Raw genomic sequence first — 16,622 nt, forward strand, 5'->3', positions numbered from 1 at the left:
GGGCCCGCAACCCCCCTTGTTTCCTGCGGGTTTGCCACCCTCCGAGACGTCCCCGCCGGTGGAGAGGAAGACGACGACCGCGACACCGGACCGGGCGGCTTCGCGCTCCAGCGCGTCCGGGGCCTCGGTGGCGGTGACCTCGAATCCGTCCCGGCGCCGATGCGCCGCAGCGCCCCGGTCCCGGCGGGGACCGACGCGTGCCGGTAGTCGGCGGTCCGGCTGAACGCGACCGGCCGCGCGGCCTGTTGGGGCACCGGGCCACCCGTCTCAGCCGGCGAACGGGGTGTCGGGGACGCCCTGCCCCGCGTCCGGCAGGACGAGGAGCGAGCCGGTGAGGGGGTGCGGGGCGACGACCCCGACGCGGGCGGTGGTGATGTACAGGTCGCGCAGCTCCGGGCCGCCGAACGCGCAGGAGGTGGGGCGGAGTACGGGCAGTTCGACGGTACGGTCCAACTCGCCGTCCGGAGTGTAGCGGCGGATCGCGGCACCGTCCCACAGCGCGACCCAGACACAGCCGTCCGCGTCGACGGTCAGCCCGTCCGGGTGCCCGGCGCCCGGCTCGATCGTCGCCAACGGGCCCTGGTCGACCAGCGGTTCGCCGGGGGAGTGCGCGTCGGCGCGAAACCGGTCGATACGCCCCGTGGGGGTGTCGACGTAGTACATCGTCCGCCCGTCCGGACTCCAGCCGGTGCCGTTGCCGACGGTCACGGGCCGCGTGTCGGTGACCGCGGACGCCCCCGAGGTGTCACGCGCCACCCGGATCAGCGCCCCGCCGCCCGGCGCCTCGTCGTAGCGCATGCTGCCCGCCCACAGCGCGCCGTCGGGCGCGACGGCCGCGTCGTTGCCCCGTCGGCCCGGCACCGGGTCACGCACCAGCCACGTGAAGTCGCCACCGGGGCCGTACAGTCCGATGCCGTCACGGAGGTTGACCACCAGCCCGCCCCCGGCCCGTGGGAGCGCGGCGCCGACGTGCTGCTCGGTGACCATGACCGTACGACGGCCGTCGGCCGGGTCGAAGGTGTGGATCCGGGAGGAGAGGATGTCCACCCACAGCAGCCGGCCGGTCGCCGGGTCCCAGGTGGGACCCTCGCCCAGCTTCGCCTGTGCCCGTACGGCGACCTCGATCATCGTGCCCCACCCCTGTCCTCGATCGATTGCCAGCTGTCCGCGGGCGGCCGCTGCCCCTGGCCGCTCCTGCTCCAGTCGCAGACCCCGCCCGGGAACGCCGCACGCAGCCGCCGGAGTTCATCACCGGTGAATCGCACCGCGTAGTCGGCCGGGTCGACCGCCTTGCGCGCGCACGCGATCACATCGTCCGCGAGCGGGGCGCCGGCGACCAGCCTCGGCGTCGGGAAGGCCGGGTAAAGCGCGCCGCACTCGCCCGCGTTGTCGTAACCGAGGCGCTGTTCGATCTTCCGGGGCGCCGCGTCCTTGGTCCAGCACGCGTCGGTCAGCCCCGCCGGCTTGTGCGCGACGACGTCCCGCGAGGTCCACGCCGTCCACGCCGTCCACGCCGTCCGTGAGGCGCGTGCGGTCAGCGACGTCAGCCACGCGTCCATCTCGGTGAGGGCGTACCGCAGGGCGGGACTCCTGAGACTGAACCCGTGGCGGTTGTCCTCCGCGAGCATCACCTGGTTGTCCGCGTGGCCGTTCGCCGCGATCAGCCGGGCGCGGGTGGAGAACCCGTGCACCGCCATGTGGATGTCGCCGCCGGGCAGATCGTCGGTGTACGAGCGGTGGTCGATGACCGGCGTGCCGGCCAGACCGGCGCCGCCCCACAGGATGCGGCCCGTACCGTACGCCGCCTCGGTCGCGGTGCGGTCGGCCACCGTCCGTCCCGCGGTGAACTCGGCGTCGCGGTCGATGCCCCCGACCCGGGAGTTGAGATCGATGAACCGCTCCTTGTCGATCGCGCCCTCGTTCAGCGCGTCGAGTCCGTACTGCACACCGGCGTTGTCCAGCGGGCGCAGCGCGGCGCCGGTGCGCCGGTCGGTTCCGTACACGTTCACGGTGTGGTCGAAGACCGTGCCCCGCGCCCCGCCGGGGTTGGTGCGCGCGTCGTAGCGCTGCTCCTCGGGCAGGGCGGCGGGGAACTCCGCGTCCGGGTCGAGACGCTTCGCGCCGTCGCTCAGATTCGGAATGCTCGCCCGCTCACGGAAACCGGCGACCGCGGTCTGCTGCTCGGCGCTGAACTCGCCCGGCGCCGTCGCGGTGAAGTAGTGGTCGAGCAGCCGGGAGTCCAGCAGCGTGGTGTTGGTCGCCGACGTCACGTCCGGGAAGCTGCACCCGACGATGATGCCGTCGAGCAGACCGGGATAGTTGTCGGCGGTCTGATAGCTCTGGTACGAGCCGCCGGAGCACCCCCAGCCGATGGTGAAGCGCGGGACGCCGTACCGCTCCACGAAGTGCTCCTTGACCATCATCGTGGTCTCGGATGCCAGCAGGTCGTTGCAGTTGTTGCCGAAGACGTTGAGCGACGACGAGGCCACGGCGTACCCGCGCCCCAGCATCTCGGTGTCCAGTACGCCGCCGGTGTCCCTGCCCTGCGTGTACCAGCCGCCCCGGCAGCCGCCGCCGAACGTGTACATCAGCCGCCCGTTCCACCCGTCCGAGGGCCGCGTCCGGGTCGGCTCCGGCGCGGCGGGGTCGGCCAGCATGGAGATCTGGTAGACGCCCCGGTTGAGCGTGCCCGTCTCGATCCGGATGAGGAACGGCACCCGGGCGCCGGTGGTCGTGGTGGTCGTCGCGAGGTCCGCCGGGCGGCTCGCCGGATCGGCCAGCGGTTTCACGGTCCCGTCGGTGGAGCGGTACGCGTGGTCGACCCGGGTCGCGATCGAGCAGTCCTCGTCCAGCGGCGGCCCCAGCGTGGAGCCGTCGACCAGCTTGAACGACTCCGTACCGCACACGAAGGGCCGCTCGTGCGGACCGCTGATGACCGGGCCGGCCGACGGATGGTCGCGGACCCGGAGCGTGGCCCGCGCGCCGGGCCGGCCCGCGACGGTCGCGACGAGCCGGTTGCGGCCCTCACGCAGGGACGTCACCAGACCGGTCAGGGTCCCGGGCGGGGAGCCCGTAGCCGTGAAGGCCGACGTCACGTCCGTGCCGTCGCGGGTGACGCGTACGGCGTCGGGGTCGAGGCTCCGCGGGACCCCGACGCGCACCAGCACCTCACCGCCGGTGACCACGTCGGGCCGGGTCGACAGCGTGCCGATGGTGAGCCGCGCGTCACCGTCCGGCCGTTGCGCGGCGGCGCTGGGCAGACAGGTCGAGAGCAACGCGCCCGCGGCGAGCGCGATGGCGAGGACGGACCGACGGGACACCGATGAACCCCCAAGATCTGCCGACCGGCCGCACCGGCCGGTGAACACTCGTGTCACTCCACTTCACTCCCCATCACTCCCGGACCCGCAGAATGGTTCATGCGGCGAAGTGCCGGGTCAAGACCACGTACCGGTACCCGCGGCTCGCCCACCCCCTGAGAGGGGTGTAGAAAGGGGTCATGGCCGGACGCGACGGCCGCCGGCGCTCCGTTCTGAAGATGAGAACTGTCGCGGGCCAGGTCTTTCTCCTTCAGGTGGCGATCGTCGTACTGCTCGTCGCCGCCGCCTCCGCCGCGCTCGTACTCCAGGGCCGTACGGACAGCGACCGAGAGGCGCGCAACCGCTCCGTCGCCGTGGCCGAAACCTTCGCGAACTCGCCGGGCATCCAGGCGGCGCTCAAGAACCCCAATCCCGCCGAGGTTCTGCGCAAACCCGCCGAGCTGGCCAGAGAACGCTCGGGCGTGGACTTCATCGTGGTCCTCAACACCGACGGAATCCGCTATACCCACCCGATTCCCGACCGGGTCGGCAAGAAATTCGTCGGCAATCTCAAGCCCGCCCTCGAAGGGCATGTGATCACCGAGAAGATCACCGGCACCATCGGCCCGCTCGTACAGGCGGTCGTCCCCGTCTTCGACGCCAGCGGCAAGGTGGTCGGGATGGTCTCCGCGGGCATCACCATCAAACGGGTGAGCGCGGTCGTGGAGGACGAGTTCCCGCTCCTGTTCGGCGCCGCGGCCGGCGTGCTCGTCCTGACCATGGGCGGTACGGCCCTGGTGAGCAGGCGCCTGCGCCGCCAGACGCACGGGCTCGGACCCACCGAGATGACCCGGATGTACGAGCACCACGACGCGGTTCTGCACGCCGTACGCGAGGGGGTGCTCATCGCCGGCGGCGACGGCAGACTGCTGCTCGCCAACGACGAGGCCCGCAGACTCCTCGACCTTCCGGCGGACGTCGAAGGGCGCTCCGTCACCGAGCTGGGCCTGGACCCGAACACCGGGAACCTGCTGGGCTCCGGCCGGACCGCGACCGACGAGGTCCATCCCGTCGGCGAGCGGCTGCTCGCCATCAGCCAGCGGCCCACGGACCAGGACGGCGGCCCGCCCGGCAGCGTGACCACCCTGCGCGACACCACCGAACTCCAGGCGCTCACCGGGAAGGCCGACGTGGCCCGGGGGCGCCTGCGCTTGTTGTACGACGCCGGTACGGAGATCGGTACCACCCTGGACGTGGCCCGCACCTGCGAGGAACTGACCGAGTTCGCCGCCGCCCACTTCGCCGACTTCGCCACCGTCGACGTGGTCGAGGCCGTCCTGCGCGGCGAGGAGCCGGCCACCGTCGTGATGGACATGCGCCGCACCGCCTTCAGCGGCCCGGACGAGGACACCTCGCTCTACCCTCTCGGCGAGCTGATCCACCTGGCCCAGGCCACGCCGGTGAGCGACGCCGTCGTGAACGGCGAGGCGATTCTCGTCGCCGATCTCGCCGCGTTCTCCGGCTGGCACAAGCAGCGGCCCGAACGCGCCAGGAAGCTGGTCGACGAAGAGGGCATTCACTCGATGATCACCGTCCCGATGCAGGCGCGGGGCGTCATCCTCGGCGTCGTCACCTTCTGGCGGTCCGCGGGGTCGGAGGCGTTCGAGGGCGAGGATCTGTCTGTCGCCGAGGAACTGGTCGCCAGGGCGGCGGTCAGCGTCGACAACGCCCGCCGCTACACCCGCGAGCACACCATGGCCGTCACACTCCAGCGCAGTCTGCTCCCGCGCGGCCTCCCCGACCAGAGCGCCATCGACGTCGCCTACCGCTATCTGCCCGCCCAGGCGGGTCTCGGCGGTCTCGGCGGCGTCGGCGGCGACTGGTTCGACATCATCCCGCTGCCCGGCGCCCGCGTGGCGCTCGTCGTCGGCGACGTCGTCGGTCACGGCCTGCACGCCGCCGCCACCATGGGCCGGCTGCGCACGGCCGTCCACAACTTCTCCACGCTGGACCTGCCGCCCGACGAACTCCTGTTCCACCTGGACGAACTGGTCGCCCGTATCGACCAGGACGAGGCCGTCGACGGAGTCGACGCCGCCGTCACCGGCGCCACCTGTCTGTACGTGATCTACGACCCGGTCTCCGGGAACTGCACCATGGCCCGGGCGGGCCACCTCCAGCCCGTCCTCATCCACGAGGACGGCACGGCGGCCTTCGCCGACGTGCCCGGCGGCCCGCCGCTGGGCCTCGGCGGACTGCCCTTCGAATCCCTTGAGGTCCATCTGCCGGAGAACAGTCGACTGGTGATGTACACCGACGGACTCGTCGAGGACCGGCACCGGGACATCGACGAGGGCCTGGACCTGCTGCGCGAAACGCTCTCCGAGCAGGCCGACCGGACCCCGGAGGAGGCGTGCGACGCGGTCCTCCAGGCGCTGCTGCCCGAGCATCCCCGCGACGACACCGCCCTGTTGGTCGCCCGCACGCGCGTCCTGGACGGCGCGCACGTCGCCGACTGGGAGATCCCCGCCGACCCCGCCGCCGTGGGCAGACTGCGGGCCGACGTCACGCGCAAGCTGACGGAGTGGGGCCTGGTCGAGGAGGCGTTCACCACCGAGCTGATCCTCAGCGAACTGGTCACCAACGCGATCCGCTACGCCTCCGGACCCATCCGCGTACGGCTGATCCGCGACCGCAGCCTGATCTGCGAGGTCTCCGACCACAGCAGCACCTCACCGCATCTGCGGCAGGCGGCCGGCACCGACGAGGGGGGCCGCGGGCTCTTTCTCGTCGCCCAGTTCGCGGAGCGCTGGGGGACCCGCTACAGCGCCCAGGGCAAGGTCATCTGGACCGAACAGCCGCTCGGCAACGGTGAGTCCGCTTTCTTGGGGGACTCGTGGGACAACCTCGACGTTTGAAAGCGCCCGCACGGAGAACCCGGTCATTCGAACAGACGCAGTCGTGACCCGATGTCGTGACCGAAGTCGTCGATCCGAAGACAGGGAGGTGCCTCGTGGGCATCATCGCGTGGATCTTTATCGGACTTCTCGCGGGAATCGTGGCGAAGGTACTGCTGCCGGGCAAGGACCCCGGCGGCCTCATCATCACCATGCTCATCGGAATCGCCGGCGGACTTCTCGGCGGCTGGCTCGGCAAGGTGATGTTCGGAGTCGATTCCATCGACGGATTCTTCGACCTCTCCACGTGGATCGCAGCGATTGTCGGCTCGCTGATCCTCCTGGTGCTGTTCCGCCTCGTCTCGGGGCGCACATCGAGCCGTCGGCGCGCCTGACACCCGGGTACGCGCACTGAAATACGCACGCGGCGGCCGGCGGATCATCCGCCGGCCGCCGCGTGCGCGTGCGCATGCGCATGCGCATGCGCATGCGCATGCGCATGCGTATGCGTATGCGTATGCGTGTGCGGAAGGGCACCCGCGCCCGTCTGTGTCAAATTGGATTCGGCCGTAAGAGAGCCGACGAGCGAGGTCCGTGCGGACGCCATAGGCTTCGTAGAGAGTGCGAATCAGGCACGTCAGTGTGAAATCCGACAGACCGCTCAATCCGGCGCTGCTCAGGCTGGGAAGAGAAAGGGACTGGGATATGGGGCTGTTGCCGACCGTACTGATATCCCTCCTATTTCCGGCGCTGATGCTGCTGGTCACAGTGGCGCTCGGACGCATGGAGGAATTCCTGTTGCCGCATCTGCGGGCGCCACTGCCGGCCGACGGCGATGCGGAAACCCGGTCGGAGAACCCCCCGCCCGAGAACCCCCCGCCCGAGAACTCCCGGCCGCAGGAGGACGCTCCGCCCGCGGAGGAGAGCCGCGCCGAGGAGATCCGTATCGCACAGGACCGCGCGGCCAAGGCACGCGCGGAGACGGAGGCGCTGCGCCGCGCCGCCCGGCGCCGCGCCTATGGCACCCCACGTCCCGCCGGCCGTACCAACACCGGCCCGCCGCGCGGCGCGCGGACGACCCCTCCGAGGTTTCGATGACACAGCGCGCCGTCGTAGACGCACTCCTCCGCTCCCACGGCGCCACCTACGCCGAGGACGCCGGCATCCGGCTGCGTGACACTCCGCAGCCCCTATACCAACTCATCGTCCTCGCCCTCCTGTTGAGCGCCCCCATCCGGGCCGGCGTCGCCGTCGCCACGGCGCGCGCCCTCAACGAGGCGGGCCTGCGCAACCCACGCCGGATGGCCGGGGCGACCTGGCAGCAGCGCGTCGACGTCCTCGACCGGGGCGGCTACCGCCGCTACGACGAGAGCACCGCCACCCAACTCGCCGACGGCGCCCATCTGTTGATCCGACGGTGGCACGCCGACCCGCGCCGTATGCGCGCGGAGGCCGACGGCGACATACCCGTCTTGCGCCACCTGCTCCAGGACCTGCCGGGCATCGGCCCCACGGGGGCGGACATCTTCCTGCGCGAAGCACAGGCCGTCTGGCCCGAGGTGGTGCCCTACTTCGACACCAAGGCCCTGCGTGGCGCGGAACGTCTCGGGCTCGGCACGGACGCGGCGGCGCTCACCCGGCTGGCGGGGGACAGGGGCCCCGCCGCCCTGGCCGCCGCGCTGGTACGCGCCGCACTGGACGACGACCTGGTCGAGGAGTGCCTGCGCGAGGCGCGCCGGGACACGAGATCCGGCGCCTCGGCCTAAGGGCTGTCCCGTGAGATGCGGTGCGTCGCACGGCGGAGGGTGGCCCCCGTACCGGGCGTCATTCGGGCGGTCCGGCAACGCGGCGAGGTGCCGTGGCTGTCGTCGTGCGCCCGCCGGGGATGACGGGACAGCCCTGAGCGGGTGTCGTCCCGCGTGCGGTCAGTACTCGCTGTCGATACCCGTCACGAACGCCGGCCCCAACGGCGCCTCGTCCGCCGAGAAGCCCGCTTCGCCGAGCGCGGCGCCCGCCACCCGCTTCGCCTCCGTCTCGGCCGCCCGCTTGTTGTCGGCCGCGATCTCCAGCCGGATGCTGAAGGTGCCGCCCTCGTGGACCGTCAGCATGTCCAGCTCCTCGGCCTCACCCAGAGCCGTGTGCTGCGGGTCCGCGGGCCGCAGCCCCCGCAGCAGCGCCGCGCGGGAGTCGGCGTCGAGCGTGCGCAGGAAGGTGCCCGGGACGGTGATGACGTACGCGGTCATGCGAACTCCTGGCGTTGACGGCCCCCGCGGTACGGGGTGGGCTTCGCGCCCCACCCTGTGACCTGCCCCGTTTTCCGCTCCGATCACCTCCCGGATCCGGATCGCCGTCCGGGTCTCCCCGGCGGATTCACCGCTGACCGGCGATTTCTCGCGTCCGTTTCCGGGAATCGGATTCCGGCGGGCACTTATGCTCCACGAACATTTGCCCAGGCAAGCGGAGGAGGTTTCGCTTCCGGGCGGGCGTTTCGTGTGGGATGCTTGAGACTCCGCTACTCCCCCCTTCTCCCTGCCGAGGCACTATGCGCTGCGTCATCGCCCGCTTCCCCTTCGAACTGGTCAAGAGCGAGGTGCAGCTGGCGATGAAGGGCATCAAGCCCGAGCCGATCACGGGCGAGTCCGTTGTCATCAGCCGCCGTACGTACCCGGTGAAGCAGGTGGGCGAAGTGATCACGCGCCAGGACCGCCGTGACTTCTCCTCCTCCGAGGTGACCCGCGCGCTGACCCGCCTCGGCTTCACCTGCCGCAGCGTCCCCGTTCCCGCCCCCGTGGTGGAGCCCACCCCGCTGGAGACGGCGTCGGCGATGCTCGGCACCCCCGCGCAGGCGCAGAACTGAGCGAACCGCTCGCACACGACCTACGCAGAGGGCCCCGTCACCAGTAGGTGACGGGGCCCTCCGTGTTGTGGACCTGTGCGGCCCTCGGGCAGCTACGCGGACCAGCTGCGCGACGACGACTGGCGCGCGCCGCCGGACCGGCCCTGCGAGGCGCCCGAGCCCGACGACCTGCGGCCCTGGGCCGGACGGCTGCGGCCACGGCTGCCCGAACCGCCCTTGGAGCGCTCCGAGACGGGTGTGGAGATGACCACGGGAACACCCGACGGCGCCTGCGCCCCGGTGATCCGGCTCAGCTCGGCCTCGCCGGAGCGGACCTGCGCGACCTGCGGGACGATGCCCGCGTCGGCCATCAGGCGCGTCATCTCGCGACGCTGGTTGGGCAGGACGAGCGTGACGACGCTGCCCGACTCCCCGGCGCGCGCGGTACGCCCGCCACGGTGCAGATAGTCCTTGTGGTCGCTCGGCGGGTCGACGTTCACGACGAGGTCGAGATTGTCGATGTGAATGCCGCGCGCCGCGACGTTCGTCGCCACGAGCACCGTGACATGACCCGTCTTGAACCGGGCGAGTGTCCGGGTGCGCTGCGGCTGGGACTTGCCACCGTGCAGCGCGGCGGCGCGTACGCCGCTGTTCAGCAGGTGCTCGGTCAGCCGGTCGACGGAGTGCTTGGTGTCCAGGAACATCAGCACCCGGCCGTCACGCGCCGCGATCTCCGTGGTGGTCGCGTACTTGTCGGCGTTCTGCACGTGCAGGACGTGGTGCTCCATGGTGGTGACCGTGCCGACGGCGGCGTCGACGGAGTGAACCACCGGGTCGTTCAGGTAGCGGCGGACCAACAGGTCCACATTGCGGTCCAGCGTCGCCGAGAACAGCATCCGCTGGCCCTCGGGCTGTACCTGGTCGAGCAGTTCGGTCACCTGCGGCATGAAGCCCATGTCGGCCATCTGGTCGGCCTCGTCGAGGACGGTGATGGCGACCCGGTCCAGCCGGCAGTCGCCGCGCTCGATGAGGTCTTTCAGCCGCCCGGGGGTCGCGACGACGACCTCGGCGCCGCCGCGCAGCGCGCCGGCCTGACGGCCGATCGACATACCGCCGACGACGGTGGTGAGCCGCAGCTTCAGCGACCGGGCGTAGGGGGTGAGCGCGTCGGTGACCTGCTGGGCCAGTTCGCGGGTGGGTACGAGAACGAGCGCCAGCGGCTGCTTCGGCTGGGCACGCTGTCCGGCGGTGCGGACGAGGAGCGCCAGGCCGAAGGCGAGGGTCTTGCCGGAGCCGGTGCGACCGCGGCCGAGGACGTCGCGTCCCGCGAGCGAGTTCGGCAGCGTCGCCGCCTGGATCGGGAACGGCTCGCTCATGCCGAGGCCGGTGAGCGCCGTCATCACCGGTGACGGCATGTCCAGCTCGGCGAAGGTCGCCACGGCGGGCAGGGCGGGAGTGATGGTGACCGGCAGGGCGAATTCGCCGTGCACGGCGGCGGGACGACGGCCGTAGCCGCCTCCCGACCGGCCGGAGGAACCCGAACGGCCCGAGCCCGACGACTGCGGGCGGAAGCGGCTGCCGCCACCGCCGGACGCGCCGGGGCCGCCGGAGCGGGTGCGTGAGTAACGGTCGTTCGTGCGAGGTGTGCGGTTCATGCTGAACCTCTCTCGATGCGGCACGTATCGAGGAACTCTTGGGCAGAATGACCGCGCAAAGAATCGCAAGAACGAGCCGGGGGAAAACAAAACAGAACCGCGCCGGGGCGTGAAACGCCGGAGCCGGCACGTGGAAATACTCGGAATCGACCGAGCGTAGGCGACCAGGTCGCCGGGGGTACGGGGGCCCGGCAGTCCGGTGCGGGGCCGACATCGGTGGAGATGTGTCGGCCGGCCGTCAGGACAGCGAGGAGAAACCTGGTCCCGCGCCACACTTCACTGTGTCACGCGCACCGGGCGGGCCCTGGAGAAAAAGCAACGTAGCTGGGGCCCGCACCGCAAGGTGCGGGCCCCAGCTACGTCTTACGCCTCAGCGTCAGGCGGGAACGATGTTCTCGGCCTGCGGGCCCTTCTGGCCCTGCGTGACGTCGAAGTTCACCTTCTGGCCCTCCTGCAGCTCACGGAAGCCCTGGGCGGCGATGTTCGAGTAGTGGGCGAAGACGTCAGCGCCGCCGCCGTCCTGCTCGATGAAGCCGAAACCCTTTTCCGCGTTGAACCACTTGACGGTGCCACTAGCCATTTTGATCTCCTTCAGGGCAATGCTGCCCGGGGGCCCGCACTGTGCGAACCCCGCGTCGCCTTAAATGATTACCCCGTCCGGAAAAGCACCGGAAATACAAAAGCGCGCCCACCGACACATAAAGTCAGCGAGAGCACTTGAAGTCTTCGGGAACCACAACTGCAACTGGTGTCTACAGTAGCACGGTGCATGCGGCCGAGTACGGGACGTCTTGGCGATCCCGGGTGGTGCCCCCGAAAAATCGAGCGAGACGCCGGAGAATTTTTCGGAGCCGCGATCGGGGAATATTCTCCGGCTCTTCACCCGACGGCTACTCCCGTCGGCGTATACGCGCCCAACCCGGGCACGCGCTCGGGTTGACCCGGTGGGCCCGCAGTCCGGGCTCAGCCGGGCGTGTGGACGTACGGCGTGGTCGTGCTCAGCTCCTCGAAGCCCAGCCGCAGCAGGATGGGGCGGCTCTGGCTCGACGCGTCGACCTGCATGTAGCGGTAGCCCCGCTCGGCGGCCAGGTGTGTACGGAAGGCGACCAGCGCGCGGTAGAGACCCCGGCCGCGCCAGGCGGGGACGGTGCCGCCGCCCCAGAGGCCGGCGAACTCCGTGCCGGTCGGCAGTTCCATCCGCGCCGCGCTCACCGGTACGTCTCCGGCCATGGCGACGGCCGCCGCCACATCCCCCGGGGCGGCGGCGAGTTGGGCCAGCAGGCGCTCTCGGGTGTGTGAACGGTCCGCGCCGAAAGCCCGCTCGTGGACCTCGGCCATCAGCTCCGCACCCGCCGCGTCGGTGACCGCGATCAGCCGTACGCCCTCGGGCAGCGCGACCTGCTTCGGCAGGGCCGCGGCCTCGGCGATCATCAGGGTCTCCGGAGGCTCCGGGGTGAACCCGGCCGCCTCCAGGCGGCGGGCGAGGTCCCGGGGGCCGTCGTGGGAGTAGAGCTTCCACTCGAACTCAAGGCCCAGGGAGGTGAAATGACGTACCTGCTCGGCGATCGCGGCATCCGCCGAGTCCGGGTCCAGGTCCGACCACAGGACGCCGTTCCAGCCGCCGGCCACGGCCTCGTCGGCGGCCTCGTCCGCGCCGGGTCCGCCGGTGGTGGTCGTCTGGCGGACCACGGCGCCGACCCGTTCGACCACGACCCCGGGGCCGTCGGCCGGGGCCTCTCTGCGCATCTGGCGGTCGAACAGCGCGCGTACGGCTTCAGTGTCCATCCGCCCACTCCAGCGGGGTCGCCGCCCCCACCGCAACAGGGTTTGCGGCGCGGCGCGGCCGGTCAGGCCGCCTTGCGGGTCTCGGTGAGCCGGGCGAAGGCGACGACATTGCCCTGGTATCCCGTCTTCTCGGTGAACGCGCCGCCGCAGGTGATCAGGCGCAGTTCCGGCGCGCCCGTCGCGCGGTAGACGTTCCTGGCCGGGAAGTTCCGCTTGGTGAAGCCCTCGACGCCGTAGACGGTGAACACGGCCGTGGTGCCGTCGGCGCGGGTCACCTCCACACGGCTGTCCTTGGTGAGCCGGCCCAAGTCGTAGAAGACGGCGGGGCCTTGACCGGTGTCGACGTGACCGACGATCACCGAGGTGCCCTGTTCGCCGGGTGTCACCGACCCCCGGAAGTGGCCCGCCAGATCCGGTCTGGTGGGCGGTGGCGCGTCGATCCAGCCGCCCGCGTCCAGCGACACCCGCGTCAGCGGCGCGTCGACGCGTACCGAGGGGATACGGATCCGGGTCGGGGTGGAGCGCGGCAGCGGAGGCGCGGCCCGCGCGGCGGCTCCCGCCGCGTGCGGCATCGGGACGGCGTCCGCACCCGCGACGGCGTCCGGAGCGGCGTCGGGCACGGCGGATCCCGCGCCCGCCGGCTGCGGCGGGAGTACGGGCCGGCCCTCGCCGCTGAGCCGCACCACGAAGATGCCCACGAGCAGCAGCAGCACGACCGTCGACCAGCGGGAGGCCCGGAGCCTTTCCGTCTCCGTCATCGGGAGCCGTTCGCCGACCGGTTGCGGGCGAGGTGGATCCCGCCGCCGAGCGCGGCCGCGATGACGGCGGCCCCGACCGCCAGACCCGCCGTGTTCGGCCCCCCGTCGGTGCCGCCGCCGATACCGGCGTTCACGCCCTTGTGCGCGCCGTCCTCCTGGGGCTTGTGCGGCCGCTGTTCCGGGTGGTCCGGCCGGGACGGCTCCCACGGCTCCAGCGGCTCCGTCGAGTGCGTAGGCTTACCGGGCTTCTCGGGTTTCCCGGGCTTGCCCGGTTTGCCGGGCTTGATCATCAGGGGCACCGAGCGGATCACACCGTCGCAGTCGAAGGTGATCTCGTACTCGGCCTCCGGTTTCACGTCGTCGAAGATCCTCGCCGACTTCGTCTCGCCCTCGTTGAGGGTGACGGTTTCGAAGACTCCGGACGACACGGTCACGGTGGGCGACTGGCATCCGGTGGTCCGGATCGTCACCTCGCCGCCGGGTTCGATCGCCTCGGGGGAGACGCTGTAGTCGTATTCGGCCTCGTCGCCCGCGAACGCGGTTGCCCCCGCCCCGAGAATGAGTGCCGCGGCGCCCGCGACCGCCGCCGAGGCCGTACCTATCGTGCGCCGCATCGCATCTCCCACTCGTGGATCGTCGCGTGTACGCCGCGGGCGCCACGGCGGGAAATGCCGAACGCACCACACAGCGATCCCGACGCTAGAAGTGATGAATTGTCAGCGCACTCCGGGGGCCCGCCGCTGCGGCCACTCGGGTTACCGGTCGGGCACTCGGGTTACCGCGCGGGCGATGTGGCCGGTGGTGTGGGTGTGACGGGCGGGTCGGAACCGATCTGAGCGCAAGCCCCAGGGCTCTCGAACATCTGAGCTGCCGACGGGGTGGGTCGCGATCTCCGCGACGTACCGCTCGGGGGAATTCACCGAAAACCGACCGGCGGGCGCACGGTGCGTGCCATGCTCGGTAAGCACTCTTACCGGTGACTCCGCCATGGGCGCGTGGCGTGATTCCGGCACGGCGTGATTCGGGGAGAGCGGATGGAATCGGCAAGTGGTCCCGTGGGCGGTGCGGACGGTCTCCACGGGGCGGAAATCGGCACCGGACACGCCCGCAAGGCGCTGCGCCGCGAGCGGCTGCTGACGACGGCGACCGATCTCTTCACGACCCGCGGTTACGTGGGCACGTCGATCGAGCGGATCTGCGCCACGGCGCACGTCTCGATCCGCGCCTTCTACCAGGAGTTCGAAGGGCGTGAGGCCCTGCTGATCGCGCTGCACAACCAGGTCGCGCGGGCCGGCATGGAGGCGACGCTCGCGGCCCTCGACGGTCCCGACATGGCCGCGGCCGACACCAGGACCCGGGTGACCGCGCTGGTGCGCGCGTACGTCGGCGCGGTGACGGCCGACCTCGCGGCCGCGCGGGTCGCCTTCGTCGAGGTGATCGGTGTGAACCGCGCCGTGGAGGACCACCGGGTGGTCTGGCGCAGCCTGTGGACGGACTTCCTGACCGGCGAGGCGGACCGCGCCGTCGGGCGCGGCGAGGCGGTGCCGCGTGACTACACCCTGGCGATGGTGGCGCTGATCGGCGCCATCAACGAGCTGATGGCGCACTGGGCCCGCGGCGGTGGAGCGGTGCCGCGCGAGGTCGTGGCGGACGAGATGATCCAGCACGTGCTCGCCACGATCGGCCATCCCGCGGGACCGGGAGACGGCGCCTTACGGGCGGACGAGGGGGCGTGAGGGTATGAGCGGGCTCTGGCACCAGGTCATGCGCAGCATGTCCCAGCCGGACGCGTCGCCCGACGACGACATCCTCGCGCTGGCCGCCGCCGACATCGCCTTGCGCAACCACCCGCGACCGCCCGCCGACGCCGATGTCGTCCTCGACATCGCGCGGTCGGAGTTCGCCGCCGTACTGACCGTGCGGCAGGCCAGGGTCGCGCTCCAGCGGGCCCGCGAGATGGCCAGGGAAGCGGCGGCGCAGGATCGGGATCGTATGGACGGGGACGGCTGAACGGCAGTTCAGCGGGTTACGCCGCCGAGAAGGCGGCCGGTCCGCTCGGTTAGCCTGAGTGGACGATGAACCGTTTGACGACGCCCTGGGGCGACCTCGACCTTGCCCGCTTTCCCGAGCAGCCCCGTGACACGCTCCGGGCCTGGGACGCGGCAGACGAGTATCTGCTGCGGCATCTCGCCGGGGACGAGGACGAGGCCGAGGTCGAAACCCCCGGCGGCGCCGGCGGCGTCGATCTGTCCGGCAGCGTGGTGGTCGTGGGCGACCGCTGGGGTGCGCTCTCCACCGCGCTCGCCCCGCACCGCCCCGTACAGATCACCGACTCGTACCTCACCCAGCGGGCGACCCACGCCAATCTGCTGCGCAACGGCGTCGACACCGACGCCGTACGGCTCCTCGCGGCACGGGACACACCGCCCGAGCGGATCGACGTCCTGCTGATCCGGGTGCCCAAGAGCCTCTCCCTGCTGGAGGACCAGCTGCACCGGCTGGCGCCCGCCGTCCATCCGGAGACCGTCGTCGTCGGCACCGGCAAGGTCACCGAGATCCACACCTCCACGCTGAAACTCTTCGAGCAGATCCTCGGCCCCACCCGGACCTCGCTCGCCGTGAAGAAGGCGCGCCTGATCTTCTGCGCGCCCTTCGCCGACCGCGCCCGCGCCGGTGAACGCACCCGCGCGGCGGCGGGCCCCTGGCCGATCTCGTACACCGTGCCCGAGGGCGCCGGCAACGCCTCGGGCCTGACCGTGATCAATCACGCCGGCATCTTCTGCGCCGAACGCCTCGACATCGGTACGAGGTTCTTCCTGCGCAATCTGCCCGAGCGTCGTGGCCGGGAACACGTCGTCGACCTCGGCTGCGGGAACGGCGTCGTCGGCACGGCCGTCGCCGTGGCCAATCCGGAGGCCCGGCTGACCTTCATCGACGAGTCCTTCTCGGCCGTGGCGTCCGCCGAGGCGACCTTCGGGAAGAACGTCGACACGGACAATCCCGTGGAGTTCGTCGTCGGGGACGGCATGGCCACCGTGGCGGCCGGGTCGGCCGATCTCGTACTCAACAATCCGCCGTTCCACAGTCATCAGGCGACGACCGACGCGACGGCCTTTCGGATGTTCACCGGGTCGCGTGAGGCACTGCGCCCCGGCGGCGAGCTGTGGGTCGTCGGCAACAGGCATCTCGGCTACCACACCAAGCTGCGGCGGCTGTTCGGCAACTGCGACGTCATGGCGAGTGATCCGAAGTTCGTGGTCCTGCGGGCCGTCCGGCGCTGAGCGGAGCCGGGCGGTGCGGACGGACTCCGGCGGGCACCGGCGGGCTTCTGAGGGCGCTGACCGGCCGGAACTTGCCTTTCCTGACGTCCCGTTGGGCACACTGGGCCAGTG

16 protein-coding genes are annotated in these 16,622 nt (G+C 71.3%); 8 read left to right on the top strand and 8 right to left on the bottom strand.

What is annotated here, in order from left to right:
- Positions 1–267 precede the first annotated feature (267 nt).
- Positions 268–1,128: an SMP-30/gluconolactonase/LRE family protein gene (locus P3L51_RS00105; protein ID WP_354602888.1), complete on the bottom strand. Its 861-nt coding sequence runs from the start codon at positions 1,126–1,128 to the stop codon at positions 268–270.
- Positions 1,125–3,320 carry a DUF6351 family protein gene (locus P3L51_RS00110; protein ID WP_354602889.1) on the bottom strand — a complete coding sequence of 732 codons (2,196 nt, stop codon included), beginning with the start codon at positions 3,318–3,320 and terminating at the stop codon, positions 1,125–1,127. Before P3L51_RS00110 ends, P3L51_RS00105 begins: the two co-directional genes overlap by 4 nt.
- 179 nt (positions 3,321–3,499) lie before the next feature.
- Here P3L51_RS00110 and P3L51_RS00115 point away from each other — a divergent pair, with 179 nt between their 5' ends.
- From P3L51_RS00115 to P3L51_RS00130, 4 genes are all read left to right on the top strand, one after another.
- On the top strand, positions 3,500–6,217 hold the full coding sequence (locus tag P3L51_RS00115; RefSeq protein ID WP_354602890.1) for a SpoIIE family protein phosphatase: 2,718 nt from the start codon (positions 3,500–3,502) through the stop codon (positions 6,215–6,217).
- 95 nt (positions 6,218–6,312) lie between these two features.
- Positions 6,313–6,591 carry a GlsB/YeaQ/YmgE family stress response membrane protein gene (locus tag P3L51_RS00120; RefSeq protein WP_354602891.1) on the top strand — a complete coding sequence of 93 codons (279 nt, stop codon included), beginning with the start codon at positions 6,313–6,315 and terminating at the stop codon, positions 6,589–6,591.
- 247 nt (positions 6,592–6,838) lie between these two features.
- Complete coding sequence (locus tag P3L51_RS00125; RefSeq protein ID WP_354602892.1) at positions 6,839–7,294, top strand: hypothetical protein; 456 nt, start codon at positions 6,839–6,841, stop codon at positions 7,292–7,294.
- Positions 7,291–7,962, top strand: coding sequence for an HhH-GDP family DNA glycosylase (locus P3L51_RS00130; protein ID WP_354602893.1), 672 nt, complete (start codon positions 7,291–7,293; stop codon positions 7,960–7,962). The genes P3L51_RS00125 and P3L51_RS00130 overlap by 4 nt, the downstream gene beginning before the upstream one ends.
- Before the next feature lie 159 nt (positions 7,963–8,121).
- Here the strand turns inward: P3L51_RS00130 and P3L51_RS00135 are convergent, their stop codons facing one another.
- Positions 8,122–8,439 (bottom strand): hypothetical protein, encoded by a 318-nt coding sequence (locus P3L51_RS00135; RefSeq protein WP_354602894.1) that lies wholly within the window; start codon positions 8,437–8,439, stop codon positions 8,122–8,124.
- 299 nt (positions 8,440–8,738) lie between these two features.
- Here P3L51_RS00135 and P3L51_RS00140 point away from each other — a divergent pair, with 299 nt between their 5' ends.
- Entirely contained in the window at positions 8,739–9,053 is a 315-nt protein-coding gene (locus tag P3L51_RS00140) for an SCO5918 family protein (protein ID WP_354602895.1), read from the top strand.
- A 92-nt stretch (positions 9,054–9,145) separates the two neighbouring features.
- Here P3L51_RS00140 and P3L51_RS00145 read toward each other — a convergent pair whose 3' ends face one another.
- From P3L51_RS00145 to P3L51_RS00165, 5 genes are all read right to left on the bottom strand, one after another.
- Positions 9,146–10,687, bottom strand: coding sequence for a DEAD/DEAH box helicase (locus P3L51_RS00145; RefSeq protein ID WP_354602896.1), 1,542 nt, complete (start codon positions 10,685–10,687; stop codon positions 9,146–9,148).
- A gap of 376 nt (positions 10,688–11,063) precedes the next feature.
- Positions 11,064–11,267 (bottom strand): cold-shock protein, encoded by a 204-nt coding sequence (locus tag P3L51_RS00150; RefSeq protein WP_014061102.1) that lies wholly within the window; start codon positions 11,265–11,267, stop codon positions 11,064–11,066.
- Between the two features lie 383 nt (positions 11,268–11,650).
- Positions 11,651–12,472: a GNAT family N-acetyltransferase gene (locus P3L51_RS00155; protein ID WP_354602897.1), complete on the bottom strand. Its 822-nt coding sequence runs from the start codon at positions 12,470–12,472 to the stop codon at positions 11,651–11,653.
- Positions 12,473–12,534: 62 nt separating this feature from the next.
- The gene (locus P3L51_RS00160; RefSeq protein ID WP_354602898.1) at positions 12,535–13,230 is read right to left on the bottom strand and encodes a class F sortase; all 696 of its coding nucleotides are present in this window, start codon (positions 13,228–13,230) and stop codon (positions 12,535–12,537) included.
- Positions 13,227–13,844 carry a hypothetical protein gene (locus P3L51_RS00165; RefSeq protein ID WP_354602899.1) on the bottom strand — a complete coding sequence of 206 codons (618 nt, stop codon included), beginning with the start codon at positions 13,842–13,844 and terminating at the stop codon, positions 13,227–13,229. The genes P3L51_RS00160 and P3L51_RS00165 overlap by 4 nt, the downstream gene beginning before the upstream one ends.
- Before the next feature lie 420 nt (positions 13,845–14,264).
- On the opposite strand from P3L51_RS00165, the gene P3L51_RS00170 reads away from it, so the two are divergent.
- The 3 genes from P3L51_RS00170 (at position 14,265) to P3L51_RS00180 (ending at position 16,511) form a co-directional block, all read left to right on the top strand.
- Positions 14,265–14,966 (top strand): TetR/AcrR family transcriptional regulator, encoded by a 702-nt coding sequence (locus P3L51_RS00170; RefSeq protein WP_354602900.1) that lies wholly within the window; start codon positions 14,265–14,267, stop codon positions 14,964–14,966.
- A gap of 4 nt (positions 14,967–14,970) precedes the next feature.
- The gene (locus P3L51_RS00175) at positions 14,971–15,240 is read left to right on the top strand and encodes a hypothetical protein (RefSeq protein WP_354602901.1); all 270 of its coding nucleotides are present in this window, start codon (positions 14,971–14,973) and stop codon (positions 15,238–15,240) included.
- Positions 15,241–15,305: 65 nt separating this feature from the next.
- Positions 15,306–16,511 (top strand): methyltransferase, encoded by a 1,206-nt coding sequence (locus P3L51_RS00180; RefSeq protein WP_354602902.1) that lies wholly within the window; start codon positions 15,306–15,308, stop codon positions 16,509–16,511.
- Positions 16,512–16,622 lie beyond the last annotated feature (111 nt).

Source organism: Streptomyces panacea, from assembly GCF_040560175.1.
Classification (GTDB): domain Bacteria; phylum Actinomycetota; class Actinomycetes; order Streptomycetales; family Streptomycetaceae; genus Streptomyces; species Streptomyces panacea.

Excerpts from the sequence above, each read along its gene's own strand:
- P3L51_RS00130 (WP_354602893.1), top strand. The coding sequence starts at position 7,291 with ATGACACAGCGCGCCGTCGTAGACGCACTCCTCCGCTCCCACGGCGCC.
- P3L51_RS00170 (WP_354602900.1), top strand. The coding sequence starts at position 14,265 with ATGGAATCGGCAAGTGGTCCCGTGGGCGGTGCGGACGGTCTCCACGGG.
- P3L51_RS00135 (WP_354602894.1), bottom strand. The coding sequence starts at position 8,439 with ATGACCGCGTACGTCATCACCGTCCCGGGCACCTTCCTGCGCACGCTC.
- P3L51_RS00115 (WP_354602890.1), top strand. The coding sequence starts at position 3,500 with ATGGCCGGACGCGACGGCCGCCGGCGCTCCGTTCTGAAGATGAGAACT.
- P3L51_RS00145 (WP_354602896.1), bottom strand. The coding sequence starts at position 10,687 with ATGAACCGCACACCTCGCACGAACGACCGTTACTCACGCACCCGCTCC.
- P3L51_RS00180 (WP_354602902.1), top strand. The coding sequence starts at position 15,306 with ATGAACCGTTTGACGACGCCCTGGGGCGACCTCGACCTTGCCCGCTTT.
- P3L51_RS00105 (WP_354602888.1), bottom strand. The coding sequence starts at position 1,128 with ATGATCGAGGTCGCCGTACGGGCACAGGCGAAGCTGGGCGAGGGTCCC.
- P3L51_RS00165 (WP_354602899.1), bottom strand. The coding sequence starts at position 13,844 with ATGCGGCGCACGATAGGTACGGCCTCGGCGGCGGTCGCGGGCGCCGCG.
- P3L51_RS00150 (WP_014061102.1), bottom strand. The coding sequence starts at position 11,267 with ATGGCTAGTGGCACCGTCAAGTGGTTCAACGCGGAAAAGGGTTTCGGC.
- P3L51_RS00160 (WP_354602898.1), bottom strand. The coding sequence starts at position 13,230 with ATGACGGAGACGGAAAGGCTCCGGGCCTCCCGCTGGTCGACGGTCGTG.
- P3L51_RS00155 (WP_354602897.1), bottom strand. The coding sequence starts at position 12,472 with ATGGACACTGAAGCCGTACGCGCGCTGTTCGACCGCCAGATGCGCAGA.
- P3L51_RS00175 (WP_354602901.1), top strand. The coding sequence starts at position 14,971 with ATGAGCGGGCTCTGGCACCAGGTCATGCGCAGCATGTCCCAGCCGGAC.
- P3L51_RS00140 (WP_354602895.1), top strand. The coding sequence starts at position 8,739 with ATGCGCTGCGTCATCGCCCGCTTCCCCTTCGAACTGGTCAAGAGCGAG.